This window comes from Rhodoplanes sp. Z2-YC6860 (assembly GCF_001579845.1).
GTDB lineage: Bacteria > Pseudomonadota > Alphaproteobacteria > Rhizobiales > Xanthobacteraceae > Z2-YC6860.
The window spans coordinates 7,450,733-7,474,214 of sequence record NZ_CP007440.1; the positions used below are offsets into that span (position 1 = coordinate 7,450,733).

Below are 23,482 nucleotides of genomic sequence, written 5' to 3' on the forward strand. Positions count from 1 at the left end.
GTCCGTGGCCAAACTTCAATTGGGCTTGATACCTGCATTCCTGATGACCTCGGCATATTTCTGCATCTCGGCGCGCAGAAACGCCGCCAGCTCCTCGCGGGTCGAGGGCTGCGGCACGAAACCGAGCTTCTCATAGCTCGCCCTCACCTCCGGCTCGCCCAGCGCTTTGACGATCGACGTGTTGAGGAAGGCCGCGATGCCGTCCGGAGTTCCGGCCGGCACGATGATCGAGCTCCAGTTCGACACTTCGACGCCGGGCACGCCCGCCTCCGCAAAGGTCGGCACGTCGGGCAGAAGCGGCGAGCGCTGCGGCGTGGTGACGGCCAACGGCTTGAGCTGGCCGGAGCGAATGAGCGGCAGCGAGGTGATGTCGCCGAACACGTAGTCGACGTGTCCGCCAAGCACGGCATTGAACGACGGCGGCGTGCCGGTGAACGGCACATGGACCACGTCGATGCCGGCCTTGGTCTTGAACAGCTCGCCCGACAGATGCGGGCCGGCGCCGATACCGGACGACGCCCAGCTCAAAATGCCAGGCTTGGATTTCGCCAGCGCCGCGAGATCGGCGAGCGAATTGAGGGGCGAGTCGCCCTTCACCAGCACGAGGAACGGCGAGCTAGAGATCAGCGAGATCGGCTCGAAGCTCTTGATCGGATCGTAGGGCAGCGACTTGTAGAGCGACGGCGTCACCGTGTGCGAAGTCGATGCGAGATAAAGCGTGAGCCCGTCGGGCTTCTGCGTGGCCGCATAAGCCGCGCCGACCGTGGTGCCGGCACCGGGCTTGTTCTCGATGATCACCGGCTTGCCCCACTGCTTCTGCAATTCGGCGGCGAGAAAGCGCGCCTGCGCTTCGACCGAGCCGCCGGGCAGATACGGCACGACGATGCGCACCACGCCGCTTGGAAAATCGATTGCACCCGACGGCGCGGCTGCGACACACACGAGAGACGCCAGCAACGCGGCCGCGAGCAGGCCCTTATTCATGCGCTTCCCCCCGTCTGCGGCGGGCTCTCGACGGCCCGCATTGACGGGAAGCTTATCCGCTAGCCCATGCGTCGGTCATGACCGTCGCGAGCGGGTCCCATGACGGAAGCGGGTATCAAGAAGGAACCGGTTGCAGTGACGCTCTGCGGAGACGATTCATCTCAGAAGCGAGAGCTTCGGAGTTAATAGCGGTTAACAGATTAAGCTTTGGTAATTTGATGACAGAGCTGTGACTTGTCCGCGTGCACATGCCAATCCATACGCATCACCATCATGATTCGTTGCGAAAAGGACTGAAGATGAGACCGGGTTTCATTGCCGTTGCCGCGTTGATCGCGAGTGCTGCGATCAACAGCGCACAAGCCGCGCCACAGATGGCGTCAAAAGCGTCGGATGCACCGTACCGCTGGTGCGTGATGTACGGAGCCGATACCGGCGACGGCCAGCGTCACTGCTATTTCCACCGCTTGAGCGAATGCCGCAAGGCGATCACGGGTGCGGATGGCGTCTGCGTGCCAAACGAACTCCGCTCGGATGCATCGGCGACGCTGGGCGGCGCGGGACAGTAAGCTTCGCCTGCATCCCGATCGAACAAAAAGAGCCCGGCGGAGCGCTGCTTCGCCGGGCTCTTTCTCTTAAATGCCGGGATGAATTAATGCCTGCGCGACTTCGCCTCGCCGGCGCTCGCGCCCTCGATCTCCTCGCTCTTCTCCAGCACCAGGTGGCCGAGATTGGCGATCACGTCGGCCAAGAGCGCCGCGCGGTCCTCGGGCGTGGCCGACAGCACCAGATCGGCGAGCACCTCCGTCACCTTGGAAGCGATCTGAGCCAGGTCGGCGCCCTCGCGGGCAAGCTCCGGCTCCAGGAGGTCGTGGATGTCGCAATGGATGCAGTCTGACACGCGAAGGCTCCGTTTCGGCGCAAAGGGTGGTCTCGCCGGGCGAAAACCATCCTATACGCTCTGTTACCGCAAGACGTAAGAATTGTGGCAGCCCCGTGCCAGCCCTGGGAAACCTGACATCCGCCTGAAATGAAAGAGGCCACCCCGTTTGGGGCGGCTTCCGACGAGGGGGCCTTCGGGAACATCGGCGCGGCCTGCCCTGGCCGAAGTCACAAAAGTGAGGCTAAGGCCGGGGCACGCCGACGCGACGCGCCGTCAGAACGCCGGCCGCGTTCAGCTCGATGACCCGCGCCATATGATGACGCACGAACTTCGGCTGATCGCTCGGACCGTTATTGTCAAACATCGAGAACACCACCGAGCGATCCTCGAGCGAGAGCGAGAGCCTGGTCGGGTCGATGGCCGTGACCGACCAGCCCTCGATGTGATCGCCAATGCGCAAGCCAAGCGTCTTGTCGTCATCGCCCGCGGCGGGCTTCACGATGGCGCGCGCGCCGTGGCCGTCCTGAACGATGCCATAGGCACGAGCCAGTCTTCCACCGCGGGCGTCAGATGCAGATGGCCACCGGCGCCGTTCGACAGGATGCGATAGTCTGTGTGGGCCTCGTCCCGGCGCACAAAGCGGAGGCGATTGTAGAAACGCTCCGAAGCGTCAAGATCATTGCACGGCAGGATCGCAACCAAACTGCCGGATGACGACGGACTGCCCATCGTTTGCTCCCAAACGGAGGATCTGCGGTTGCAATTGAAGGCAAGAATGAATTGCCAGCTGTGATGAGCAACACAGCTGTTCGAGTTTTTCGCTACTCGGCAGACGTAGAACTTGCGTTCGGGGACACGCCTCGCACGGCGGACTATGCCTTACAGGTTCTTTCTAGAGTCGTTGCTCATGCAGTTGAACTTGGCAAGGTCGCTGGGAATCCGTGTGAGGGTATTAAGCATCTGTACAAGAACGATCGCTCCGAGATCATCTGGGCCGAATCTGACATCGCACATATCAAGAAGACTTGCTCAGTTGAGATCGCAAACGCCATTGACCTAGCTAGCCATACTGGACTGCGGTTAGGCGATTTGATCCGCCTGTCTTGGTCACACATCAGCGACGACGCGATTGTTCTGACAACGAGCAAGAGCAAGCATCGCCGAGAAGCGATCATTCCCATGTATGGCGAACTGCGCAAAATCCTCTCCAGTATTCCAAAACGCGCGACGACGGTACTGACAAGCAGCCGGCTTAGGCCGTGGACCGCGGATGGCTTCGGAAGTTCATTCAACAAAGCCAAGATCGACGCGAAAATCTCGGACCTGGACTTACACTTCAATGACTTGCGAGGAACCGCTGCGACGAAGTTCTACATCGCGGGTTTCACAATGCGTGAGATAGCCGAAACGCTCGCTTGGGAAGAGCAATCGGTCGAGAAGATCATCCGTCGCTACGTGGGCCGGACGGCAGCAATAAAAGCGCGCATAAAAAAACTGGAGGCCAGAGAGTGAACATACTTAGCAAAACTGACGACAAAACCGTTCCACGAAATGTCGCTAAGTGTTGGAGCGGGCGAAGGGAATCGAACCCTCGTATGAAGCTTGGGAAGCTTCCGTTCTACCATTGAACTACGCCCGCACAGGGCAAAGACTTAGCATATTTGGAAAAACTGGCTAGGCACTTCATCGGCGCTTTCGGCTTCTGTCCGGCGTCGTTATTGCGGTTTCCACATGCTCGCCCGCTTCTGCGCCACGGCAATCTGATCGGCGGTCATCCGTTTCGCCACCGCCTCCCGGCTGCTGATGGCAACGCCCCGGCGGGTGTCGGACGGCAAGAAACGCGCAGCCGCAAGATTGAGCCAGAAATACGCGCTGACGTCGTCCTGGTCCCCGGCTTCGCCCTTGGCGTAGGAGATCCCGAGATTGTATTGCGCCTGGGCGTCGCCACGATCCGCGGCGGCGCGATACCATTTCGCAGCCTCGGCATAGTCCTGCGGCACGCCCTTGCCTTCGGAATACATGACCCCGAGGTAGAACTGGGCCGCCGCGTCGCCGCCGGCGGCCAGTGAACGCGCCATCCGCAGCGCGGAGTCATAGTCGCCGTTTTTATAGGCCGCGTAGGCCGCATCGGCGCTCGGGACCGAGTTGGCGAGACCTATCATTCGTGCCAGATCGACGGCGGACTGCTGGATCGGTTCGCGATAGACGCCAAGCGCAAAGCCCAGCCCGAGCATGAGGACGGCGATGACAGCGGTCACGGTTCGCCTGAATTCAGACCAGCGCCCGGCCACCTCCGAGCACTGCTTCAGAGCCGCCTGCAACGTCGAAACGCGCTGCTCCAGAAGTTCGGTTTCGGGGTCTTTGCCAAATCGAATTCGCGGCAAGAACGACATCGCCCACACTCCCGATAGACCTTCGGTTCGAGGCGGTAGGTAATTATGCGTGCCTTCCGGAACAATATAGGTAGCCGCCCGGCTGCGGCAGCAGCGGATCGACCGCTTCGTCTGATCCGTTGCTGCCGCTCAATCCCGGGCAAGAGGGCCTTGCCCTGGCCTGCCTAAACGAGCTTCACGTTCTTCAGCGGCAAACTCCGCACCGGCTTGCCGGTGGCCGCATAGATCGCGTTCAGCACCGCGGGCGCCGCGACGCAGATCGTCGGTTCGCCGACGCCGCCCCAGAAGTCGTGCGTCGGCACGATGACGGTCTCGACCTTGGGGAATTCGGCGAGCCGCATGATCTCATACGTATCGAAGTTGAGATTGGTGATGCGGCCCTTCTCCACCGGCATCTCGCCGTAGAGCGCGGCACTGAGCCCATAGGCCACCGAGCCCTGGACCTGCGCCTCGATCTGGCCGGGGTTCACGGCATGGCCGCAGTCGAGCGCCAGCACCAGCCGGTGCACCTTCAGCGCGCCCTTGTCCGAGACCGAGACCTCGGCGACGGCTGCCGAATAGCTGCCGTAGCCCATGAACTGGGCAAGACCCCGATGCACACCGTTCGGCAACGGCTTGCCCCAGCCGCCCTTCCCGGCCGCTGCGTTCAGCACGGCAAGGTGCTTCGGATAGTCCTTCATCAAGGCGCGGCGGAATTCCAGCGGGTCCTTGCCGGCCGCCTTCGCCACCTCGTCGATGAAGCACTCCATGTAGATGGCGTTCTGGTTGGTGTTGACGCCGCGCCACGGGCCGACCGGCACGTGGGTGTTGCGCATCACGTATTCGATCAGGAGATTCGGCACGTGATAGCCGAGCTGGGCGTCGCCGGGCTCGGCGTAATAGCCCTGCAACTGCCGCAGGTCCTTGCCGCCGACGATGCCGCGCGGATTGAGCGTGGCGTTGATCGACTGGCCCGCGACGCGCACGTGCAATCCGGTGAGATTGCCCTTGTCGTCGAGACCCGCCGTGAGCTTGCACTGCGAGATCGGGCGATAGAAGTCGTGCGCCTGGTCCTCCTCGCGGCTCCAGATCAGCTTGACCGGGATGCCGGGGAATTCCTTGGCGATCGTCACCGCCTGCGTAACGTAGTCCTGCGTGCCGCCGCGCCGGCCGAAGCCGCCGCCGAGATCGTGACGGTAGACCTCGCATTTCGACAGCGGCACGCCGGAGGCCTCCGACAGCGCCGCGAGCGAGGCTTCGAGATTCTGCGACGGCACCCAGCACTCGGCCTTGTCGGCGGTGACGCGCGCCGTGGCGTTCATCACCTCCATGCAGGCATGCGCCAGGAACGGCGTGGCGTAGACGGCCTCGACCTTCTTCGCGGCCTCGTCGATCGCTTTGAGCGCATCGCCGTTTTTGCGGTCGCCATTGGTCTCGGCCGCGCCAAGCGCCGCCTTCAGATCCTCGGCGATGCTGGCGCTCGAGACCTTGGCGCTCTCGCCCTCGTCCCATTCGATGGGAAGAGCATCGAGCGCCTTCTTGGCGTGCCACCAGGTGTCGGCCACCACCGCCACGGCGGTGTCCTTGACCTTCACCACCTTCTTCACGCCAGGCATGCCGGAGACTTTGGCGGCATCGAAGCTTTTCACCTTGCCGCCGAACACCGGACAGTCCTTGATCGCGGCGCACACCATGCCGGGGAGCTTCAGGTCGATCGCGAAGACCTTGCTGCCGTTGAGCTTATCCGCCGTGTCGAGCCGCTTCAGCGGCTTGCCGGCGATCGTCCAGGTCTTCGGGTCCTTGAGCGTGATGCTCTTGGGATCAGGCGGCGTCACCTTCGCGGCAGCGGCGGCGACCTTGCCGTAGGTCGTCTTGCGCTTGCTCGCCTCGTGGGTGATCACGCCCTTGCCGACCTTCAGTTCGGCAACCGGCACCTTCCACTGATCGGCGGCGGCCTGCAGCAGCATGATGCGGGCGGCCGCGCCGCCTTTCCGGACATAGTCCTGCGAGGTGCGGATGCCTCGGCTGCCGCCGGTGCCCATCTCGCCCCACGCGCGCTTGGCCGCGAGATTGCGGCCGGGCGTGACGCCCTCGGTCGTCACCTTCCCCCAATCGCACTCGAGTTCTTCGGCAACGAGTTGAGCGAGGCCCGTGAGCGTGCCCTGCCCCATCTCGGAGCGCGCGATGCGGATCACGCAGGTGTCGTCGGGCTTGATTGCGACCCAGACGTTCACCTCGTTGGCCTCGTTCTGCGCAAGCGCCGTGCCGGCGAACGGCACGCTCAGGCCGAGCGCGAGACCGCCGCCTGCAGCCGCGGTGCCGACCACGAACTTGCGGCGGGAGAGGTGCTTGCCTTTTCCGAATGTCATCTTTCTCATGGCGCCCTCCCTCAACCCTTGCTTCCGGTGGTGGAGGTGCCCGCGGCCATGTGCACGGCCTCGCGGATGCGCTGATAGGTGCCGCAGCGACAGATGTTGGTCATCGCGGCATCGATGTCCTGGTCGGTCGGGCGCGGCGTCTTTTTCAGAAGCGCCGCCGCCGCCATGATCTGGCCGGACTGGCAGTAACCGCATTGCGGCACGTCGACCGCAGCCCAGGCCTTCTGCACCGGATGCGATGAATTGGGCGACAGCCCCTCGATGGTGACGATCTTGTCGGTGGCTTTGACGCTGCCGACCGGAACGGAGCAGGAGCGCTGCACCTCGCCGTTGATATGCACGGAGCACGCGCCGCATTGCGCCACGCCGCAGCCGTATTTCGTGCCAGTCAGACCGACGTGTTCGCGGATCACCCAGAGCAGCGGCGTATCGTCCTCGACGCGCACGTCGCGGACTTTGCCGTTTATGTTCAGTTTCGCCATTGATCGTCTCCCTCGATGGCTTGCGGCCACCAGATATCAAAGCGGGCTCGCGGCCCGCGCCCATCAGACGTTTCTTGTTGTTGTTCGAAGAAAGCTTAGCGCGGCGCTCACGCGCTGCCTACGCAGTTTTGAGCCGTTCAAAGCTAAGTGACCGCGCCCGCGGTCGCCGCTCGAATCAAAAAACTGTCACGCGGCAATCCCACAGGAACGGGCGGGATTTTCGCCCCACAAAGGCCGCGGGATCTGCAAATTGCCGCCCAACGAACGGGGCGTTATGCCGCAATGCAGAAAATTACGACGCTCGCTCTCATCATCTTCGCGCTTTTGACCGTCCAGCCCGCATGGTCGCAGGACGTAGGAGATGCGGCAGCGCATCCGGCGCCCTCCGTTACCGCCGCGCAGGCCCAGCAGGCGCTCGAAGTGCTTCAGGACGACGCCAAACGCGGCCAGCTGATCCAGACGCTGCAGACCATCGCCAAGATGTCCTCGGCCCAAACGGCTTCGGCAACCGCTCCGGCCGTGGCCGCCGACAATCTCGGCGTCCAGATCATGGTGCAGGTCTCGAACTGGTTCGGCGAGGTGTCGAACACGCTCGCCAACGCGGCACGCCGGGTCACCGACTTCCCGATGATCTTTTACTGGTCGGTCGAACTGGCCAAGGACCCGTACACCCGCCACATCCTGATCGACACCGCGTGGAAGCTCGCGCTGGTGCTCGTCTGCGCGCTCGCCATCGAGTGGCTGGTCTGGCGCGCGTTGCGAAGGCCGCTTGGTGCGATCAATCGATATGTGCCGCTGCGCAGCCGCCAGGCGGAGCCGGCGCCCGAGCCCGCCGATGGAACGCCGGAGAATCTCGGCCATGAGTTGAAGCGACACAGCACCCTCGCCACCGCTTGGCAGCTCACATTGCGGCTGCCATTTGTGCTGGCGCGACTCGTGCTCGATCTCGCGCCGGTGCTGGCCTTTGCCGCCGTCGGCAACCTGCTGCTCGCGACCGAGATCGGCACCGCGGCGACGCCGCGCGTCATCATCCTGGCGATGGTGAACGCTTATGTTCTGTGCCGCGTGGTGCTTTGCGTCGTTGGCGCGCTGGTCTCGCCTGCAGCGAACCAGCCGAGCCTGTTCATCATCCGCGACGAGACCGCGGCCTACATCACGATCTGGGCGCGGCGCATTGTCGTGCTCGCGGTGTTCGGAGTGGCACTGGCCAACGTGGCACTGCTGCTCGGACTCTATCGGCCGGCCTACTTCGCCGTCGTGCGGATCATCATCCTGGTGGTGCACCTGCTGCTGGTGGTCGTCACCCTGCAATGCCGACAGGCCGTGGCCGATCTCATCAAGGCGCCGGACAATGCCCACGGCGTCTTTGCCATCATGCGCAACCGCCTGGCCGACACCTGGCACATCCTCGCGATCATGCTCAATCTCGCGCTGTGGGGCGTCTGGGCGCTGCGCGTGCAGAACGGCTACGCGCTGCTGCTGCAGTATTTCCTCTCCACGGTCGCCGTGCTGGTCATCGCACGGCTTGCCATGGTCGCCGTGATGGCGATCCTCGACCGGATCTTCCGCATCAGCCCGGATCTCATCCGCCGCTATCCGGGCCTCGAAGCGCGCGCCAACCGGTATTTCCCCGCCTTGCGATCGACCGTGTCCGGCATCATCACCGCGATCACGATCGTGGCGCTGCTTGAAGTGTGGGGCATCGGCGTCACCACATGGTTCTCCTCCAGCATGGTCGGCCGGCGGCTGCTCTCCGCCGTCGCGACCATCGGCATCGCCAGCATCGTGGCGCTCGCCGTCTGGGAGGCCGCCAACGCCGGCATGGAGCGGCATCTGGCGCGGCTCGCACGCGAAAACCGTTTTGGCCGGGCGGCGCGGCTGCGCACGTTCCTGCCGATGCTGCGCACCACGCTGCTCGCTGTCATCCTGACGGTCGTCGCACTGACGGCGCTGAGCGAACTCGGCGTCAACATCGCGCCGTTGCTCGCCGGCGCAGGCATCATCGGCATCGCCATCGGCTTCGGCTCGCAGAAGCTCGTGCAGGACTTGATCACGGGGCTGTTCCTGCTGCTCGAAAACGCCATGCAGGTCGGCGACTCCGTCACGGTGTCAGGCCTCAGCGGCGTGGTCGAGAATCTGTCGATCCGCACCATCCGGCTTCGCGCCGGCGACGGCTCGGTGCACATCGTGCCGTTCAGCTCGGTAACGAGCGTCACCAACACCAACCGCGGCATCGGCAACGCCGCGATCAGCGTGAGCGTCGACTACAACGAGGACGTCGATCACGTTGGCGAGGTGCTGAAGGAGATCGTCGCAGAAATGCGGAAGGAGCCGCGCTTCAATTCAATGATCCGCGGCGACCTCGATCTGTGGGGCGTCGACAAGGTCGACGCCACCATGGTGACGATCGCGGGTCAAATCCAATGCACCGACAGCGGCCGCTGGCCGGTGCAGCGCGAGTTCTACCGGCGGATGAAGAAGCGCTTCCAGGAGACCGGTATCGAAATCGCGCGGCCACCATCGACGACCGTGGTGCTGCAGGGCTTTCAGGACATGCCGGAGAAGAAGCCGGTCGGCCGGGCCCGGGCGGGATAGCGCGCCCGCTCCAGGCTACAGCTCGGATTCGATCGCCTTAAGCAGCTTGAAGCGCATCGTGCCGTCGTTGCCCTTGAGCGCGATCACGAAACGCATCTGCCCGTGCGCCGAGGTGCTGGTGTAGCCCGCGAGCGTGCGCACGCCGTCGAGCGTGCCGCTCTTGTACGAGGTGCCTTCGCCGCCTTTGAGCAGGCCGGCATGGGGCGCGAACAGGTCGAGCACCTTGACGAGGCCGCGCGCCGTGAAGTGGTTGCCACGGCTGAGCCCCGAGCCTTCCTCCAGCTGGATGTCTTTGGCGAGGCCGTTCGCGGCAAGAATCTCGCGCGCGACTTGGAGCGACTTCTTAAGGCTGGCGGGACCGCCCAGCTTGTGCGCGCCCATTTCCATGAAGACCTGGTTGGCGATGTAGTTGTTCGAGGAATGCAGCAGCTCGCGGAGGATCTCCCCGAGCGGGCGCGACTGCTTGTGAACGTAGACCGGAGTCAGATGCGCGGGCACCGGGCCGAAGGATATCTTGCCTTTCACGCTGCCGCCCGCCTTCTTGATGAACTCGGCGAGCAGTTCGCCGGCATAGCGCAGGCTCACCGCCGGCTCCTGGCTGAGGCTGATGCGGCCGTTGCCTTCAGGCCCTCGGGCCCGAAATTGGCTGATCGCAAGCGGCGTGATCGGCGTCTGCTCCTCGGCGGATTGGACCGTTTTACCGTGGCGTACGGCGCTGATCGTGTTGAAATTCACCGCCAACGCGGAGTTGATGGCATCGTAGGACCGGCTGCTGATCTCGGCGCCTGGAATTTTGAGATCGGCGGGATAGTAACTCGCGTCGAGCACGATACCGGTCAGCGGGTCCTTGCCGACCTTGGCGACAAGGTTTTCCGCAAGCACGGCCAGCTCTTCCGAGATCAGGAAGGGATCGCCGCCGCCGCGCACATACAGCACCCGTTTGCTGTCCAGATAGAACTGGGTCTGGAAACGGTAGTCTTCGCCCAGCACCTGCAAAGCCAGCCAGGACGTGACGATCTTGGTCACAGAAGCCGGAACGAAAGGCTGATCGGCATTCTGCGCCACGAGTTCGTTGCCGGCGGCATCGATCACGAACACCAGCCCCGCAGGCGCCAGCGCCGCGACCTTCTCCTTCGCGCCGGCGAGCGCCTGCGCAGGCAGAAGAAGGAGCGCGAGGAGCAACAGGCGAGACCACATGGCGCTTTTCCCGCTTGGCAACGGTCGGCTTCAGACCTTGAAGTGCTTGCTGAGCTTCAGCCCCTGGGCCTGATAATTCGAGCCGATGCCCATGCCGTAGAGCGTCTTCGGCTTGTCGATCATCGTCTCGTAGACCAGCCTGCCGACGATCTGGCCGTGCTCCAGGATGAACGGCACCTCGCGCGAGCGCACCTCCAGCACGGCGCGGGCACCCTTGCCGCCCGCGCCCGCATAACCGAAGCCCGGATCGAAGAAGCCCGCATAGTGCACGCGGAATTCGCCGACCAGCGGATCGAACGGCACCATCTCGGCCGCGTAATCCGGCGGCACCTGCACGGCCTCTTTCGAGGCAAGGATATAAAACTCGCCCGGATCGAGGATCAGGCTCCTGTCGGCGCGTGCCGCGATCGGCTCCCAGAAGTCGCCGACCGCATGGCCATCGCGCTTCTCGACGTCGATCAAGCCGGTGTGCCGCTTGGCCCGATAGCCGACGAAGTTGTTGGGACCAAGCCCCGCGAGATCGACGCCGACCGCGATGCCGAGCGTGAGATCGGCATCGGCATCGTCGGTGAGCCGCTCCTTGTCGTGCAGCGCGCGCAGCGCCGCCGCATCGAGCGTCGCGTGTCCGCGGCGGAATCTGATCTGCGACAGCCGGGAGCCTTCGCGCACCAGCACTGGGAACGTCTTCGGGCTGATCTCGGCGTAGAGCGGACCGTGATAGCCGGCATCGATCTGGTCGAAGCCGCGCGTCCGATCGGCGATCACGCGGGTGAACACGTCGATACGGCCGGTCGAGCTTTTCGGATTGGCGGCGGCGGCGATGTCGGGCGGCAGCGCGAGGCTTTCCAGCAGCGGCACGATGTAGACGCAGTTGGTCTCGAGCACCGCGCCGTCGGTCAGCGTGATCTCGTGGAGCTTGAGATTGTCGATGCGCTCCTCGACCGTGGTGCGCGGCCCGGGCAGGAAGCTCGCCCGCACCCGGTAGGCCTTGGGGCCGAGCCGCAGGTCGAGGCTCGCCGGCTGGATCTGGTCAGGCGCGAAGGCCCGCGAGGGACGAATCCCACCGTTCTTCGCCAGCTCCGAGATCATGTGATCGGGCAGAATGCCCTTGGTCGCCATCGCCGGGCCTTAGGCTTTACGCGGGAAAACTACGGAAATGCTGTACCCGACGGGTGCCTTGACGGGAAGGCATCTGGACCGTATGACCACACCTATCTCCGTGGTCATTTGAGCCGGCCGGCTTGCAGCCACGTAAAACAAATCGCTAAACAGGCCGGGGACGTTTGTGCCCGGCCCGATTTATCGGCCGGGTTTTTTGTTGGCTGGAGGAAGCCGGAATGTCCGCATCTGATACGTCCAAATACCGCCCCGAGACCCGCCTGGTGCAAGGCGGCATCCTTCGCTCGCAGTTCGGCGAGACCTCCGAGGCGTTGTTCCTCACCCAGGGGTACGTCTACGACAATTCGGCGCAGGCCGAGGCTCGCTTCAAGGGCGAGGACCACGGCTATCAATATTCGCGCTTCGCCAACCCGACCGTGACGATGTTCGAACAGCGCATCGCCGAGTTCGAGGGCGCGGAGGCAGCCCGCGCCACCGCGACCGGCATGGCCGCCGTGACGCTCGCGATGATGGGCCAGGTCAAGGCCGGCGACCATGTCGTGGCGTCGAAGGCGATCTTCGGCTCGTGCCTATACGTCGTGGAAGACTACCTGCCGCGCTACGGCGTGACCTCGACCATCGTTGACGGTTTCGATCTCGACGCCTGGCGCAAGGCGATGCGGCCGAACACCAAGGCGTGCTTTCTGGAATCGCCGACCAATCCGACGCTCGAAGTGCTCGACATCGCCGAGATCGCCAAGATCGCGCATTCGGTGGGCGCCAAGCTCGTCGTCGACAACGTGTTCTCGACGCCGCTGTGGCAAAGCCCGCTGCAGCTCGGCGCCGACTGCGTGGTCTATTCGACGACCAAGCACATCGACGGCCAGGGCCGCTGTCTCGGCGGCGTGATCCTCGGCTCGGAGAAGTTCATCAACGAGAACATCCACAACTACATCCGGCAGACCGGCCCCTCGATGTCGCCGTTCAACGCCTGGGTGATGCTGAAAGGCCTGGAGACGCTCGCAGTGCGCGTGCGGGCGCAAACCGACACGGCTGGGAAAGTGGCCGAGGCGCTGTCGAAGCATCCCAAGGTGAAGAAGCTGATCTATCCTGGCCGGCCGGATCATCCGCAGGCCGCAATCGTCAAGAAGCAGATGCGTGGCGGCTCGACGATGGTGGCGTTCGAGGTCGCGAACGGCAAGAAGGGCGCGTTCGCGTTCCAGGATGCGCTGAAGATCGTGCGCATCTCCAACAACCTCGGCGATGCCAAGAGCCTGATCACGCATCCGGCGACGACCACGCATTACCGGCTGAAGCCCGAGCAGCGCGCAGACCTCGGCATCAGCGACGGCCTGGTACGGCTGTCGTGCGGGTTGGAGCACGTCGACGACCTGATCGACGATGTCACCAACGCGCTGAAGGCGGTGTGACAGCTGGAACGGCTGAAGGGGCTGTTGTGCCTTCAGCCGTTCAGCCGGCCCCGGCAATTGTGGTGCGTCTTCAGGAAGGCTACGAACTCGCCCGGGCTGCTGTCGACTCGTATCCCATCCGGCTGGAGATCTGCGCAGCGGCTTGCGTGATCAACGCCGCAAGCGGCGCGGCGTTTTGCGCGGAAAGCCGGCTCAGCGGCATGATCGCGCCGACCGACGCGACAGCGGCGCCATGCGCGTCGAAAATCGGCGCGGCGAGCGCACCCACATCGGCCTCCCACTCGCCGCGATTGATGGCGTAGCCGCGCTTGCGGATCTGCTCGAACTCGCGCGTCAATTCGGCAGGCGCGTCGGCATGGCAGCGCGCCTCGGGAACGAACGCCACAATGGCTTTTCCCGTGGCAACCGAAGCCGCCGGCGCCCGGCCGCCGACCGGCAGGTAGGCGCGTACGATCTGCGGCGAGCTGATGCGGTCGACGTAAACAACGTCGGTGCCGTCGAGCACGCCGATCTTGACGGTCTCGTCGGTCTGCGCGGCAAGCTGCTCCAAAGACGCTCGCGCCGCTTCGCGCACATCAATGCGACGAACCGCGGAGCAGCCCAGGCTCCAGACTTTCAACGTGAGCCGGTAGCCCACCTGCGACGGGTGGCGAGCCAGATAGCCCTCTTGCTCCAGCGAGTAGAGCAGCCGCTGCACGATGCTCTTGGGCAGCGCCATTGCGGCTGCCAACTCGCGCACCGCCACGCCTTCACGCCCGCTGGCGATCAAGTCGAGAAGCTTAAGTCCGCGCGACAACGTCTGACTGGATTCTCGCATGGTCCTATAATCGGTCTCATAGGGTTATCTATAGGGACAAGGTTGGACCTGGAGTTTCCCTTGTCAAGCGCAGCCGCCGGCACAAACGAAATCGCCGGCGCAAGGCGCCGGCGATGTTTCGATCGGTTATGGAAGCGGTGCCGCCGAAACCTTACGGCGTCACGTTACCGCCGCTGGTTGACGGTCGCAGTCAAAGTCGGCCGCGTCGCCGCATCGTGGATCGCGCCGGCCAGAAGCTTGGCGACACAGCCATAGCCCCAGTCGTTCATGTGCAGCTCGTCCGGGGACGTGAAGGCGCTGAACGGAATTCCTTCGGTGAGTTGCCAGTAGCGCATCAGCGCAAAGCGCTGAAACAGGTCGACGCTGTTCTCTTTCGCCGCGACGTTCAGCAGATGCACCATGCCTTCGACGTCATGCTTGGTGAAAACCTGCGGTGTGTATTGCGGATTCATCAGCACCACATCGGCGCCGTGCTCGCGCAGCAGCTTCAGCCCTTGGTGCAGCGGCGCCGGCGCTTCCGACAGCGGCCGATCGCGCAGCACCGAATTGCTGCCGAGTTGCCAGACCACGACATCGGGATTTTCCGAGAACACGTCGCGCTCGAAGCGAGCCAGCATGTCGCGCGATTCCTCGCCGTTGACGCCACGATTGACCACCGTGATCGGCACACGCGGCATCAGAGCCTGCAGCTCGACCTGAAGCCTGCTCGGATAGTTCATCGTCGGCGAACTCGCGCCCGCGCCCGCGGTGGAGGACGAACCGATGGCGACGATCTTAACCGGCTGGCCGGCGGAGACCTTCTGCGACATGCGCTTCAGGACGTAATCGAGTCGCGTCAGCTCAGACGGAGCCGTGCACTTCGGCGCCGTCGCCGATCCCTCAGCATGGGCGGACCCAAAGGCAATCGCAGCCGCGAAAGCGGTGACGGCCAGCGCTGTCGCGCTGCGAAAAAAATAAGGGAGGCCTTTCATCGCGGCGAAGTTCCTTCCTGTGATTTTTCTTCTTGGGGCTCGAGGCGCGCCGCGTCGATGATCGAAGCCGCCAGCGTCCGCCCGATACAATCATGGACGCTCTTGGCCATCTTCATGTCCTTGGTCGCAGCATAGAGATCGAATTGCCCGGCGTCGTACCAGTGCCGCATGATCGCAAGCCGATCATAGACCGGCACCTCGCGCTCACGGGCCACCCAACGTATGGCATCCACATAAGCGGTCAGGGCAACAACAGAGTCGGTGCGTGGGCTGTATTGCATATTCATCAGAACGACGTCGACGCCGGCACTTTGCAACTTCTCTACGCCCTCGGATACCGCTGATCTGAACTCTTCCGGGTCGATGCCGTGCAGAGCATCGTAGGTTCCGGTTTGCCAGATGACTAAATTGGGCTTCTGGTCGGTGACCAATTTCTCAATATCGTCAACCATTTGTTCCGCAGTCTGGCGGAATCGAATGTCTGTCGCGACAGAGACCTTGAGGTTCGGTAAACGCCGGCGGAGTGCGACTTCAAGTCGCGCTGGAAATGCAAACGAGACACCGTCCGGGCCGGGAAGGCTCGCGGAAGACCCGCCGAGAACGACGATTTTCAGCGCCTTTTCGTTGGTCGCCGTGGCGCCGACGCGCTGCAGCAAGCTTTCGCCAAACAGCAAATAGCCCGGCACCGCGCACGGGTCTGCCGGTTCGGCACGGGCTGTTGCGGCGCACAAGACCAACAAGGTCGCTGCGACCGCACGCCCCAGAGCGGTCCACATCGTCATGCCTCGCCTCCGGCAAGGTCGGCATCGGGCGGTCGCTTGGGAGTCGAGCCGCGGCTTTCGATGCGCTTGTACCACGAGATCACCATGGCGGTCCCGATCATTATGCCGATGCCTGCCACGCTCATGATGACTTGCATCAAACTCGTGCCGCCGAAAAACTCGATCATGAAAAAGTGCGCCGCAAAGGCGAGGAACACGCCGAGGCAGAAGATCTCCAGTGAATGCTGTCCGCAGACGATCGCAGGACGGAACCAAGCCGATTTCAGCAGCGGCAGACCGCGCGGGATGTAGTGCACGGTCAACGCCGCCAGCGCCAGGAAATGCGCGAAACGCAGCACGTCGAGATTGGTCTTGTCGATCGGATACATCCATTCGCCGAGCCAGCGCGGAACGAGGAAGCTGAGGCGCGGGAAATACCAGGTCATGGTCACGCCGAAGGCGAAAGCCAGGTAGCCGATGGCAATCCACTTGGTGATCGGCGAGCGCAGCAGCGGCGCAAGCCGCTCGGCGCCGCCGAGCGCACACCAGGCGCCGAACACGAACAGCAACTGCCAGGCGAATGGATTGAAGTACCAGTGCCCGGTCGGATAGGACGGGATATTCCATTCATATTCCCAGGTCAGCGCGTAGAGCATCACCGACAACAGCAACGCGACCGTAGCATTGCGGATGAGCAGCCAGAGCGCGAGGGGAAAGAAGAACAGCAGCACGATATAGAGCGGCAGCACGTCCATGTTGACGGGCTTGAACTTGAGCAGCATCGCCTGCGCAATCGTGACGTCGGGCTGCTTGATGAAATCGAGTGCGTTCATCTCCTCGGCATAGAGCGGGTTTTCGAAGCTCGAGGCCACATAAGAAATCTCGGCCATGTAGATCGCGAACAAGAAGACGTGCGCGACGTAGATCTGCCAGGACCGCTTGAGAATGCGCGCACCGGCGACGATAAAACCGCGCTGAACCATCGCCGCGCCATAGACGAAGGCCGCGGTGTAGCCCGAGATGAAGATGAAGATCTCAGTCGCGTCGCTGAAGCCGTAATTGCGGATCGTGAACCACGCCAGCACGTTGTTGGGAATGTGATCGAGGAAGATCAGCCATAACGCCAACCCGCGGAACAGGTCGAGCCGCAGATCGCGCTCGGCCTTGGCCACCGGCGCAGCCTGAGCACTGGCTTGAACAGCCGTGACGGCCGTCGCTGGAACCTGCTGACGCACCGGATCGAGCGCCGCGGTCCCTGCCATGCTCCCTATGGCCGGAGTGTCTGTCATTCCCGGATCAGCCTACAGGAATTGTGGACTTAGTTATGGACGTGTACGGCGTTGAATTGCCAGTTCGCCGCGGGTTATGAAAGCGCGTAGAACCACTTAGGATTCAGCGGCGACAATGTACCGCGCCACCACCCGCAACATCGAGGTCCAGGTGACCCCGCGCTTTCTCGACGAGCGCTCATCGCCGGAAAACGGCTATTATTTCTGGGCCTACACGATCGAAATCACCAATCGCGGTCCCGCGACCGTGCAACTGAAGACCCGGCACTGGAAGATCACGGACGCCCATGGCCGGCTGCAGGAGGTGAAGGGCGCCGGCGTGGTCGGCGAGACGCCGGTGCTCGAACCCGGCAAGTCGTTCGAATATACGAGCGGCGTGCCGCTGCCGACCCCATCGGGCTTCATGACCGGAACCTACGGCATGGTGATTTCGGACACCGGCGAGGATTTCGATATCCAGATTCCGGCCTTTTCGCTGGATTCATCCGAAGCCAGGCGAACTTTGAACTAGCGCGCCGCGCTTTCGCCGCCCGTCGGCAAACAATTTCCAAACCGGCTGAGCGCGCCCTGCGGCAGGATCGCGACCACGGCGCCTGAGGCGGCAAAATCCTGCAACGCCTCGAGACGGGCCTCCGGCATCGAGACGCAGCCGGCGGTGCCGGAGGTCGGCGAGCGCCAGACGTGCATGAAGATGCAGGACCCGGCCCGCGCCCGGCCGTCAGTCGGATAATCGACCACGAGACCGCGCCGGTACATCGGCAGCGCCCGGCTCATGTTCTCGACGCTGGTGTGGGGCTGGATCAGCTTGCGCGACGTGATGGCATTGTAGTGCGGCGATGACGGCTCGTTGACGCAAACGGTGTCATCCGTGACGTGCAGATAATTCGGCCGCGACGACGGCAGGATGCCGAAGCTGCGGCCGATCCGGTAGATGCCGGCCGGCGCGCGCTTGTCGCCTTCGACCTTAAGCGGCTCGCCGGCCTTGGCATAGCGGCGGAAGAAATGCGACCACGCCATGCCGCCGCGGCCGAGATTGGCCGGCTCCGCCGGCGCCACCGCGCGCCACACCTCGGCCGGAGACGCGCGCTCGAAAAGCTGCATCGTTGCCGAGAGCTCAGCCATGGATTTGGCAGTGACAAGCACCAGACGGCGCGCCTGATCGAGCGGCGCCGGACAGCTTCGCGATTGCGATTGAGCGGAAGCAGAAGACGAAACAACGACCACGGCCATGGCAGCCAGCATTCCAGCTGCATGGCGCGTGGCCTGGATCATGAGCCGCCGTTCGTCTCGCCGCCTGATGAAGCGCCAACTTCTTGCGGCGCGAACTTATAGTTCGCGCTGCAGAACTCGCACGTCACGGAGATTTCGCCGTTCTCGACCATGTGGTCGCGATCGTCCTGCGAAAAGCTTTTCAGCATGGCCTCGACACTGTCGCGCGAACACGAGCACTGCGCGACGACCGGCACACTGTTGAAGACGCGCACGCCGCGTTCATGAAACAGCCGGTAGACCAGCTGCTCGCTGGACAATGCCGGATCGATCAGTTCGACATCCTCAATGGTTTCGACCAGCGAACGACCCTCGACCCAGGCGTCGTCCTCGTCGACCACGTGCAGCGCCGTGCCTTCCGGCGCATCGCCGGGCGGCAGGTCGGCGACACGCGCGCGCTCCGGCGCCTTTGGCAGGAATTGCAGCATCAGCCCGCCGGCGCGCCAGCGGTGGCCGGCGCCAGGGGACATCTCCTCGGCGACGGCAAGCCGCACCCGGGTCGGAATTTGCTCGGAGCTCTTGAAGTATTCGTGCGCGGCGTCCTCGAGCGTGCCGCCGTTCAGCGCGACCAGGCCTTGATAGCGGTTCATGTCGGCGCCCTGATCGATCGTCATGGCCAGATGACCATGACCCAGAAGGTCCGCCGACGAGGTCTTGCCGCTCTCGATCAAGCCCGCCACCCGCGCCTTGTCGTAGCGCGCGCAGGCGCGCACCTGGCTCGGGCTCCGGAAGTCGACCACCAGCATACGGACCGGACCGTCGGTCTGGGTCTGCAGGATGAAACGGCCTTCGAATTTCAGCGACATTCCGAGCATCACGGTCAGCGCGATGGCCTCACCGAGAAGCTTGGCGACGGGCTGCGGATAGTTATGGCTGTTCAGGATGCTGTCGACGGCTGCGCCGAGCCGCACCACGCGGCCGCGCAGGTCGAGCGCGCCGATCTCGAACGGCAGAACGGTGTCATCGGCGGACGTCGCTGACGGCGCCCGGACCGGTATATCCATATGAGGCTGATTCATTGCTGACATATTTAGTGCGCCAACGGCCGAAAGACGACCCCCAAGGATCGCCAGGCCTGTTCAAGTTTCATTCGTCAACGTTGCGGGGGTGAACCCGCTATCGCGCCGCAGCGTGCAAGCACCAGGTCAGGATGCCCTTCTGGGCATGCAGACGGTTCTCGGCCTCGTCGAACACCACCGACTGCGGGCCGTCCATCACCTCCTCGGTGACCTCGTCGCCGCGATGCGCCGGCAGGCAGTGCATGAACAGCGCGTCGGTGCGGGCTTTCGACATCAGCCGGGCGTTGACCTGATAGCGCTTGAGCAGGTTGTGCCGGAGCTTGCCGTCCTTGTCGCCCATCGACACCCAGGTGTCGGTGACGACGCAGTCGGCGCCTTTGACAGCCTCGTCCGGATCGGTGCCGATCCGGATCGCGGCACCCGACTTCTTGACCCAATCGAGCAGCCGTTTCTTGGGCTTGAGCTCGGGAGGCGTCGCCACCCGCAATTGGAACTCGAAGCGGTCGGCGGCATGCATCCAGGACGCCAGCACATTGTTGCCGTCGCCGGTCCAGGCCACGGTGCGGCCTTTGATCGAGCCGCGGTGCTCCTCGAAGGTCATGACGTCGGCCATCACCTGGCACGGATGCGAGCGCCGGGTCAGCCCGTTGATCACCGGAATGGTGGCATGCTCGGCAAGCTCCTGGACCAGCGCGTGGTCGAGCGTGCGGATCACGATGCCGTCGACATAGCGCGACAGCACACGAGCGGTGTCGGCGATGGTCTCGCCGCGGCCGAGCTGCATCTCCGCGCCGGTGAGGGTGATCGACTCGCCGCCAAGCTGGCGTATGCCGACGTCGAACGACACCCGCGTCCGCGTCGAGGGCTTGTCGAAGACCATCGCGATGGTCTTCCCGGCGAGCGGCTTCGCAGCGCGGGGCGCGCCGCCGCCCTTGATGGCACGGCTGTTCTCGATGATCCCGCGGAGTTCAGTGCGCGAGATATCGGTCAGATCCAGGAAATGGCGGATGCCATTGTCGCTCATCCGGCCGCTCCTAGCTTGGCGGCGCCTTTCTTCGCGTGCTCGATGGCAACGCAAGCCTTGTCGAGCCGGCTGATCGCCTCGGCGACATCGGCCTCGGTGATGATCAGCGGCGGCACCAAACGCACGACGTTGTCGCCGGCGAGAACCGTCAGCATCTTCTCGGCGCGACAGGCGTCGGCCAGCTCGCCTTGCGGAACCACGCTCTTCAGTCCGATCAACAGGCCCTCGCCGCGCACCTCGGCGATCACCGACGGATGGCGATCCTTGATTTCGGCAAGCCGCTGCCGGAACAGCAGAGCCATCTTCTTCACATGATCGAGGAAGCCGGGCTTGGTCACCTCATCGAGCACGGCGTTGCCGGCCGCAACCGCCAGCGGATTGCCGCCGAAGGTCGAACCGTGGGTGCCGGGCGTGATGCCCTTGGCCGCTTCGGCGGTCGCGAGCACCGCGCCGATCGGAAAGCCTGCGCCGAGACCTTTGGCCAAGCCCATCACGTCGGGAGTGACGCCGAGCCTCTGATAGCCGAACATCTCGCCGAGCCGGCCAATGCCGGTCTGGACTTCGTCGAAGGCAAGCAGCAGCCCGCGCTCGTCACAAATCTCGCGCAGCGCCTTGAAGAACGACGGCTCCGCCATGCGGACGCCGCCCTCGCCCTGTACCGGCTCGATCAGGATGCCAGCGGTTTCGGGCGTGATGGCGCGCTTGACCGCTGCGATGTCGCCGAGCGGCACCTGGTCGAAGCCGTCCATCACCGGGCCGAAGCCGTCGAGATGCTTCTTGTTCTTCGCAGATGCGAGAGTGGCCAGCGTGCGGCCGTGGAAGCAGCCTTCGAACGTGATGATGCGATAGCGCTCGGGATGGCCGTTGGCCGACTGATATTTGCGGACGAGCTTGATGACGCCTTCCATCGCCTCCGCGCCGGAATTGGCGAAGAACACCAGGTCGGCAAAGCTCAAGGCGCACAGCCGGTCGGCAAGGCGCTCGCCGCCGGGAATCCGATAAAGATTCGAGCAGTGAATGAGTTTCTTGGCCTGCTCGATTAAGGCCTCAACGAGGTGCGGATGCGAATGGCCGAGCGCATTGACGGCCACGCCCGAGCCAAAATCCAGGTAGCGCTCGCCGCTGGGGGTGAACACCCAAACGCCCTCGCCCCGCTCAAAGGCGATGTCCACCCGGGCATAAGACGGCATCATATGGGACGACATTGCGACTGCTCACTGCTCAATTCAGGCGCCAAAACAGAGCCAAAATGAATCGTGCCGCCTCTCCGGGCGGCACGTGAACCCATCATATGGGGGCCCCCTGGGAGTGGTCAACTCGCCGGTACGGGAGTGATGACCTCAGCCCGTCAAGTCGGCTCTGCGACTCACTGACGAATATCTGAGGAAAGGCAAGAGAAAATGACAGGAAAATGTGGACGTGAGTCGCAGCGACTCTTGCGCGCGAGTCTAGCCGTATTGTAGCGTCCGCATGTCCAATACGAGATGTCGTAGTGGACGGTTCCCAGTGACGATTGTGTGAGCGTACCTGACCCCGGCCCTCTGGCCGGGCTGCGTGGAAGGATTCTGCCGGTCGGGGCTGGCGGAGATGAGGGGAAACGGCTCATGTCGTGGACTGACGAGCGGGTCGAACTGCTTAAGAAGCTCTGGACCGACGGCCTTTCGGCGAGCCAGATCGCAGCGGAACTCGGGGGCATTACCCGCAACGCGGTGATCGGCAAGGTGCACCGTCTGGGTCTGTCCGGCCGGGCCAAGTCGCCATCCTCCTCGGCTCCGCGGGTGCGCAAGCCGCGCACCCACATGATGCGGGTGCCGCGGCCGGCGATGCGGGGCAACACGGCGCTCGCGCTCGCCTTCGAGATGGAGCCGGAACCCGAGCCCGAACTGATCGAAAACATCATCCCGATCGGGCAACGCCGGACGCTGCTCGAACTCAACGAGGACACCTGCCGCTGGCCGATCGGGGATCCGGCAAATACTGAATTCTTCTTCTGCGGCGGCAAGCCGCTGAGCGGCCTGCCTTACTGCACCTATCACTCGCGGGTCGCTTATCAGCCGGCCGCCGACCGCCGTCGCGACCGCAAGCCGCCGTTCCGGCAAGGCTAAGCCGAACCAACACAGGCGTCGAAAAGACAATCGCCGGGCCGCCAACAGCGCGCCCGGCGATTGTCTTTCAGGAGGTCGCGAACGTCGACGCTTACGCCGCCGAGCGGCCGAACCGATCATCCAGCGCATAGCCCGCGCCGCGCACGGTGCGGATCGGGTCCGCCTCGCGGCCGCGGTTGAGCGCCTTGCGCAACCGGCCGACGTGAACGTCGACGGTGCGCTCATCGATGTAGACCTCCGAGCCCCAGACCGCGTCGAGCAGTTGCGTGCGCGAGAACACCCGGCCCGGCCGCTCCATCAGGAACTCCAGGAGCCGGTACTCGGTCGGACCGAGATCGATGGTGCGGCCGGCGCGCGACACGCGCTTCTTCTCGCGGTCGAGTTCGATCTCACCATGAACCAGGACGTCGGCAACCCGCTCGGGGCTCGCCCGGCGCAACAGCGCGCGCACGCGGGCGATCAGCTCCGGCACCGAGAATGGCTTGACAATGTAATCGTCGGCGCCGGTGGCGAGACCGCGCACGCGCTCGCTTTCCTCGCCGCGCGCGGTCAGCATGATGATCGGCAGCGCCTTGCTTTCCGGGCGCGCGCGAAGCCTGCGGCAGAGCTCGATGCCGGAGATGCCAGGCAACATCCAGTCGAGCACCGCAAGATCCGGCGGCGCTTCGCGCAGCCGGATGTCCGCCTCGTCGCCGCGGGCGACGGTCTCGACGTCATAGCCTTCAGCTTCGAGATTGTAGCGAAGCAACAGAGCCAACGGCTCTTCGTCCTCGACAATCAGGATGCGTGCCCCCATGGGTCAGTCCCT

At 63.9% G+C, this 23,482-nt stretch carries 23 protein-coding genes, 1 tRNA gene, 1 pseudogene and 1 riboswitch; of the genes and pseudogenes, 6 read left to right on the plus strand and 19 right to left on the minus strand.

What is annotated here, in order from left to right:
* Positions 1-15: 15 nt before the first annotated feature.
* Entirely contained in the window at positions 16-984 is a 969-nt protein-coding gene (locus RHPLAN_RS34635; RefSeq protein ID WP_068028499.1) for a Bug family tripartite tricarboxylate transporter substrate binding protein, read from the minus strand.
* Positions 985-1,283: 299 nt separating this feature from the next.
* Here RHPLAN_RS34635 and RHPLAN_RS34640 point away from each other — a divergent pair, with 299 nt between their 5' ends.
* Positions 1,284-1,553: a DUF3551 domain-containing protein gene (locus RHPLAN_RS34640; RefSeq protein WP_157100677.1), complete on the plus strand. Its 270-nt coding sequence runs from the start codon at positions 1,284-1,286 to the stop codon at positions 1,551-1,553.
* 83 nt (positions 1,554-1,636) lie between these two features.
* Here RHPLAN_RS34640 and RHPLAN_RS34645 read toward each other — a convergent pair whose 3' ends face one another.
* The 3 genes from RHPLAN_RS34645 to RHPLAN_RS34655 all read right to left on the minus strand — a co-directional run bounded on the left by RHPLAN_RS34645 (position 1,637) and on the right by RHPLAN_RS34655 (position 2,596).
* On the minus strand, positions 1,637-1,885 hold the full coding sequence (locus RHPLAN_RS34645; protein ID WP_068028505.1) for a hypothetical protein: 249 nt from the start codon (positions 1,883-1,885) through the stop codon (positions 1,637-1,639).
* A gap of 223 nt (positions 1,886-2,108) precedes the next feature.
* Positions 2,109-2,366, minus strand: coding sequence for a hypothetical protein (locus RHPLAN_RS34650; RefSeq protein ID WP_068028508.1), 258 nt, complete (start codon positions 2,364-2,366; stop codon positions 2,109-2,111).
* Positions 2,363-2,596 (minus strand): VOC family protein, encoded by a 234-nt coding sequence (locus RHPLAN_RS34655; protein WP_068028510.1) that lies wholly within the window; start codon positions 2,594-2,596, stop codon positions 2,363-2,365. Before RHPLAN_RS34655 ends, RHPLAN_RS34650 begins: the two co-directional genes overlap by 4 nt.
* Before the next feature lie 117 nt (positions 2,597-2,713).
* Here RHPLAN_RS34655 and RHPLAN_RS34660 point away from each other — a divergent pair.
* Positions 2,714-3,379, plus strand: a pseudogene (locus RHPLAN_RS34660) (tyrosine-type recombinase/integrase); the annotation flags it as partial.
* A gap of 53 nt (positions 3,380-3,432) precedes the next feature.
* Here the strand turns inward: RHPLAN_RS34660 and RHPLAN_RS34665 are convergent.
* The 4 genes from RHPLAN_RS34665 to RHPLAN_RS34680 form a co-directional block, all read right to left on the minus strand.
* A tRNA-Gly gene (locus RHPLAN_RS34665) sits at positions 3,433-3,506 on the minus strand.
* Positions 3,507-3,582: 76 nt separating this feature from the next.
* On the minus strand, positions 3,583-4,260 hold the full coding sequence (locus tag RHPLAN_RS40835; protein WP_084246717.1) for a tetratricopeptide repeat protein: 678 nt from the start codon (positions 4,258-4,260) through the stop codon (positions 3,583-3,585).
* A 164-nt stretch (positions 4,261-4,424) separates the two neighbouring features.
* Entirely contained in the window at positions 4,425-6,608 is a 2,184-nt protein-coding gene (locus RHPLAN_RS34675; RefSeq protein ID WP_068028519.1) for a xanthine dehydrogenase family protein molybdopterin-binding subunit, read from the minus strand.
* Positions 6,609-6,628: 20 nt separating this feature from the next.
* Positions 6,629-7,099 (minus strand): (2Fe-2S)-binding protein, encoded by a 471-nt coding sequence (locus tag RHPLAN_RS34680; RefSeq protein ID WP_068028522.1) that lies wholly within the window; start codon positions 7,097-7,099, stop codon positions 6,629-6,631.
* Between the two features lie 282 nt (positions 7,100-7,381).
* Here RHPLAN_RS34680 and RHPLAN_RS34685 point away from each other — a divergent pair, with 282 nt between their 5' ends.
* On the plus strand, positions 7,382-9,694 hold the full coding sequence (locus RHPLAN_RS34685) for a mechanosensitive ion channel domain-containing protein (RefSeq protein WP_068028526.1): 2,313 nt from the start codon (positions 7,382-7,384) through the stop codon (positions 9,692-9,694).
* Positions 9,695-9,709: 15 nt separating this feature from the next.
* Here RHPLAN_RS34685 and RHPLAN_RS34690 read toward each other — a convergent pair whose 3' ends face one another.
* Entirely contained in the window at positions 9,710-10,891 is a 1,182-nt protein-coding gene (locus RHPLAN_RS34690) for a D-alanyl-D-alanine carboxypeptidase/D-alanyl-D-alanine-endopeptidase (RefSeq protein WP_068028530.1), read from the minus strand.
* A gap of 30 nt (positions 10,892-10,921) precedes the next feature.
* Positions 10,922-12,010, minus strand: coding sequence for a 2'-deoxycytidine 5'-triphosphate deaminase (locus RHPLAN_RS34695; protein ID WP_068028534.1), 1,089 nt, complete (start codon positions 12,008-12,010; stop codon positions 10,922-10,924).
* A gap of 90 nt (positions 12,011-12,100) precedes the next feature.
* Positions 12,101-12,180, plus strand: a riboswitch (SAM riboswitch).
* Positions 12,181-12,228: 48 nt separating this feature from the next.
* Here RHPLAN_RS34695 and RHPLAN_RS34700 point away from each other — a divergent pair.
* Entirely contained in the window at positions 12,229-13,419 is a 1,191-nt protein-coding gene (locus RHPLAN_RS34700; RefSeq protein WP_068028537.1) for an O-succinylhomoserine sulfhydrylase, read from the plus strand.
* A 79-nt stretch (positions 13,420-13,498) separates the two neighbouring features.
* Here RHPLAN_RS34700 and RHPLAN_RS34705 read toward each other — a convergent pair whose 3' ends face one another.
* The 4 genes from RHPLAN_RS34705 to RHPLAN_RS34720 form a co-directional block, all read right to left on the minus strand.
* Positions 13,499-14,236, minus strand: a complete 738-nt coding sequence (locus tag RHPLAN_RS34705) for an IclR family transcriptional regulator (protein WP_084246176.1) — start codon at positions 14,234-14,236, stop codon at positions 13,499-13,501.
* Between the two features lie 164 nt (positions 14,237-14,400).
* Positions 14,401-15,207: an SGNH/GDSL hydrolase family protein gene (locus RHPLAN_RS34710; protein ID WP_068028544.1), complete on the minus strand. Its 807-nt coding sequence runs from the start codon at positions 15,205-15,207 to the stop codon at positions 14,401-14,403.
* Positions 15,204-15,989: an SGNH/GDSL hydrolase family protein gene (locus tag RHPLAN_RS34715; RefSeq protein ID WP_237179977.1), complete on the minus strand. Its 786-nt coding sequence runs from the start codon at positions 15,987-15,989 to the stop codon at positions 15,204-15,206. The genes RHPLAN_RS34710 and RHPLAN_RS34715 overlap by 4 nt, the downstream gene beginning before the upstream one ends.
* Positions 15,986-17,230, minus strand: coding sequence for an OpgC domain-containing protein (locus RHPLAN_RS34720; protein WP_068028550.1), 1,245 nt, complete (start codon positions 17,228-17,230; stop codon positions 15,986-15,988). The genes RHPLAN_RS34715 and RHPLAN_RS34720 overlap by 4 nt, the downstream gene beginning before the upstream one ends.
* A 142-nt stretch (positions 17,231-17,372) precedes the next feature.
* Here RHPLAN_RS34720 and apaG point away from each other — a divergent pair, with 142 nt between their 5' ends.
* Complete coding sequence (apaG, locus tag RHPLAN_RS34725; protein WP_068028552.1) at positions 17,373-17,768, plus strand: Co2+/Mg2+ efflux facilitator ApaG/CorD; 396 nt, start codon at positions 17,373-17,375, stop codon at positions 17,766-17,768.
* Here apaG and RHPLAN_RS34730 read toward each other — a convergent pair.
* From RHPLAN_RS34730 to RHPLAN_RS34745, 4 genes are all read right to left on the minus strand, one after another.
* The gene (locus RHPLAN_RS34730; RefSeq protein ID WP_068028554.1) at positions 17,765-18,529 is read right to left on the minus strand and encodes a L,D-transpeptidase family protein; all 765 of its coding nucleotides are present in this window, start codon (positions 18,527-18,529) and stop codon (positions 17,765-17,767) included. The two genes, apaG and RHPLAN_RS34730, sit on opposite strands and share 4 nt — an antisense overlap.
* Positions 18,526-19,530 (minus strand): Hsp33 family molecular chaperone, encoded by a 1,005-nt coding sequence (locus RHPLAN_RS34735; RefSeq protein WP_442971796.1) that lies wholly within the window; start codon positions 19,528-19,530, stop codon positions 18,526-18,528. Before RHPLAN_RS34735 ends, RHPLAN_RS34730 begins: the two co-directional genes overlap by 4 nt.
* Before the next feature lie 112 nt (positions 19,531-19,642).
* The gene (argF, locus tag RHPLAN_RS34740; protein WP_068028559.1) at positions 19,643-20,569 is read right to left on the minus strand and encodes an ornithine carbamoyltransferase; all 927 of its coding nucleotides are present in this window, start codon (positions 20,567-20,569) and stop codon (positions 19,643-19,645) included.
* Entirely contained in the window at positions 20,566-21,774 is a 1,209-nt protein-coding gene (locus RHPLAN_RS34745; protein WP_068028562.1) for an aspartate aminotransferase family protein, read from the minus strand. Before RHPLAN_RS34745 ends, argF begins: the two co-directional genes overlap by 4 nt.
* 399 nt (positions 21,775-22,173) lie before the next feature.
* Between RHPLAN_RS34745 and RHPLAN_RS34750 the strand changes: the two genes are divergently transcribed.
* Positions 22,174-22,674, plus strand: a complete 501-nt coding sequence (locus tag RHPLAN_RS34750) for a GcrA family cell cycle regulator (protein ID WP_068028566.1) — start codon at positions 22,174-22,176, stop codon at positions 22,672-22,674.
* Positions 22,675-22,765: 91 nt separating this feature from the next.
* On the opposite strand, the gene phoB is transcribed toward RHPLAN_RS34750, so the two are convergent.
* Positions 22,766-23,470, minus strand: coding sequence for a phosphate regulon transcriptional regulator PhoB (gene phoB / locus RHPLAN_RS34755; RefSeq protein WP_068028569.1), 705 nt, complete (start codon positions 23,468-23,470; stop codon positions 22,766-22,768).
* Positions 23,471-23,482: the final 12 nt, after the last annotated feature.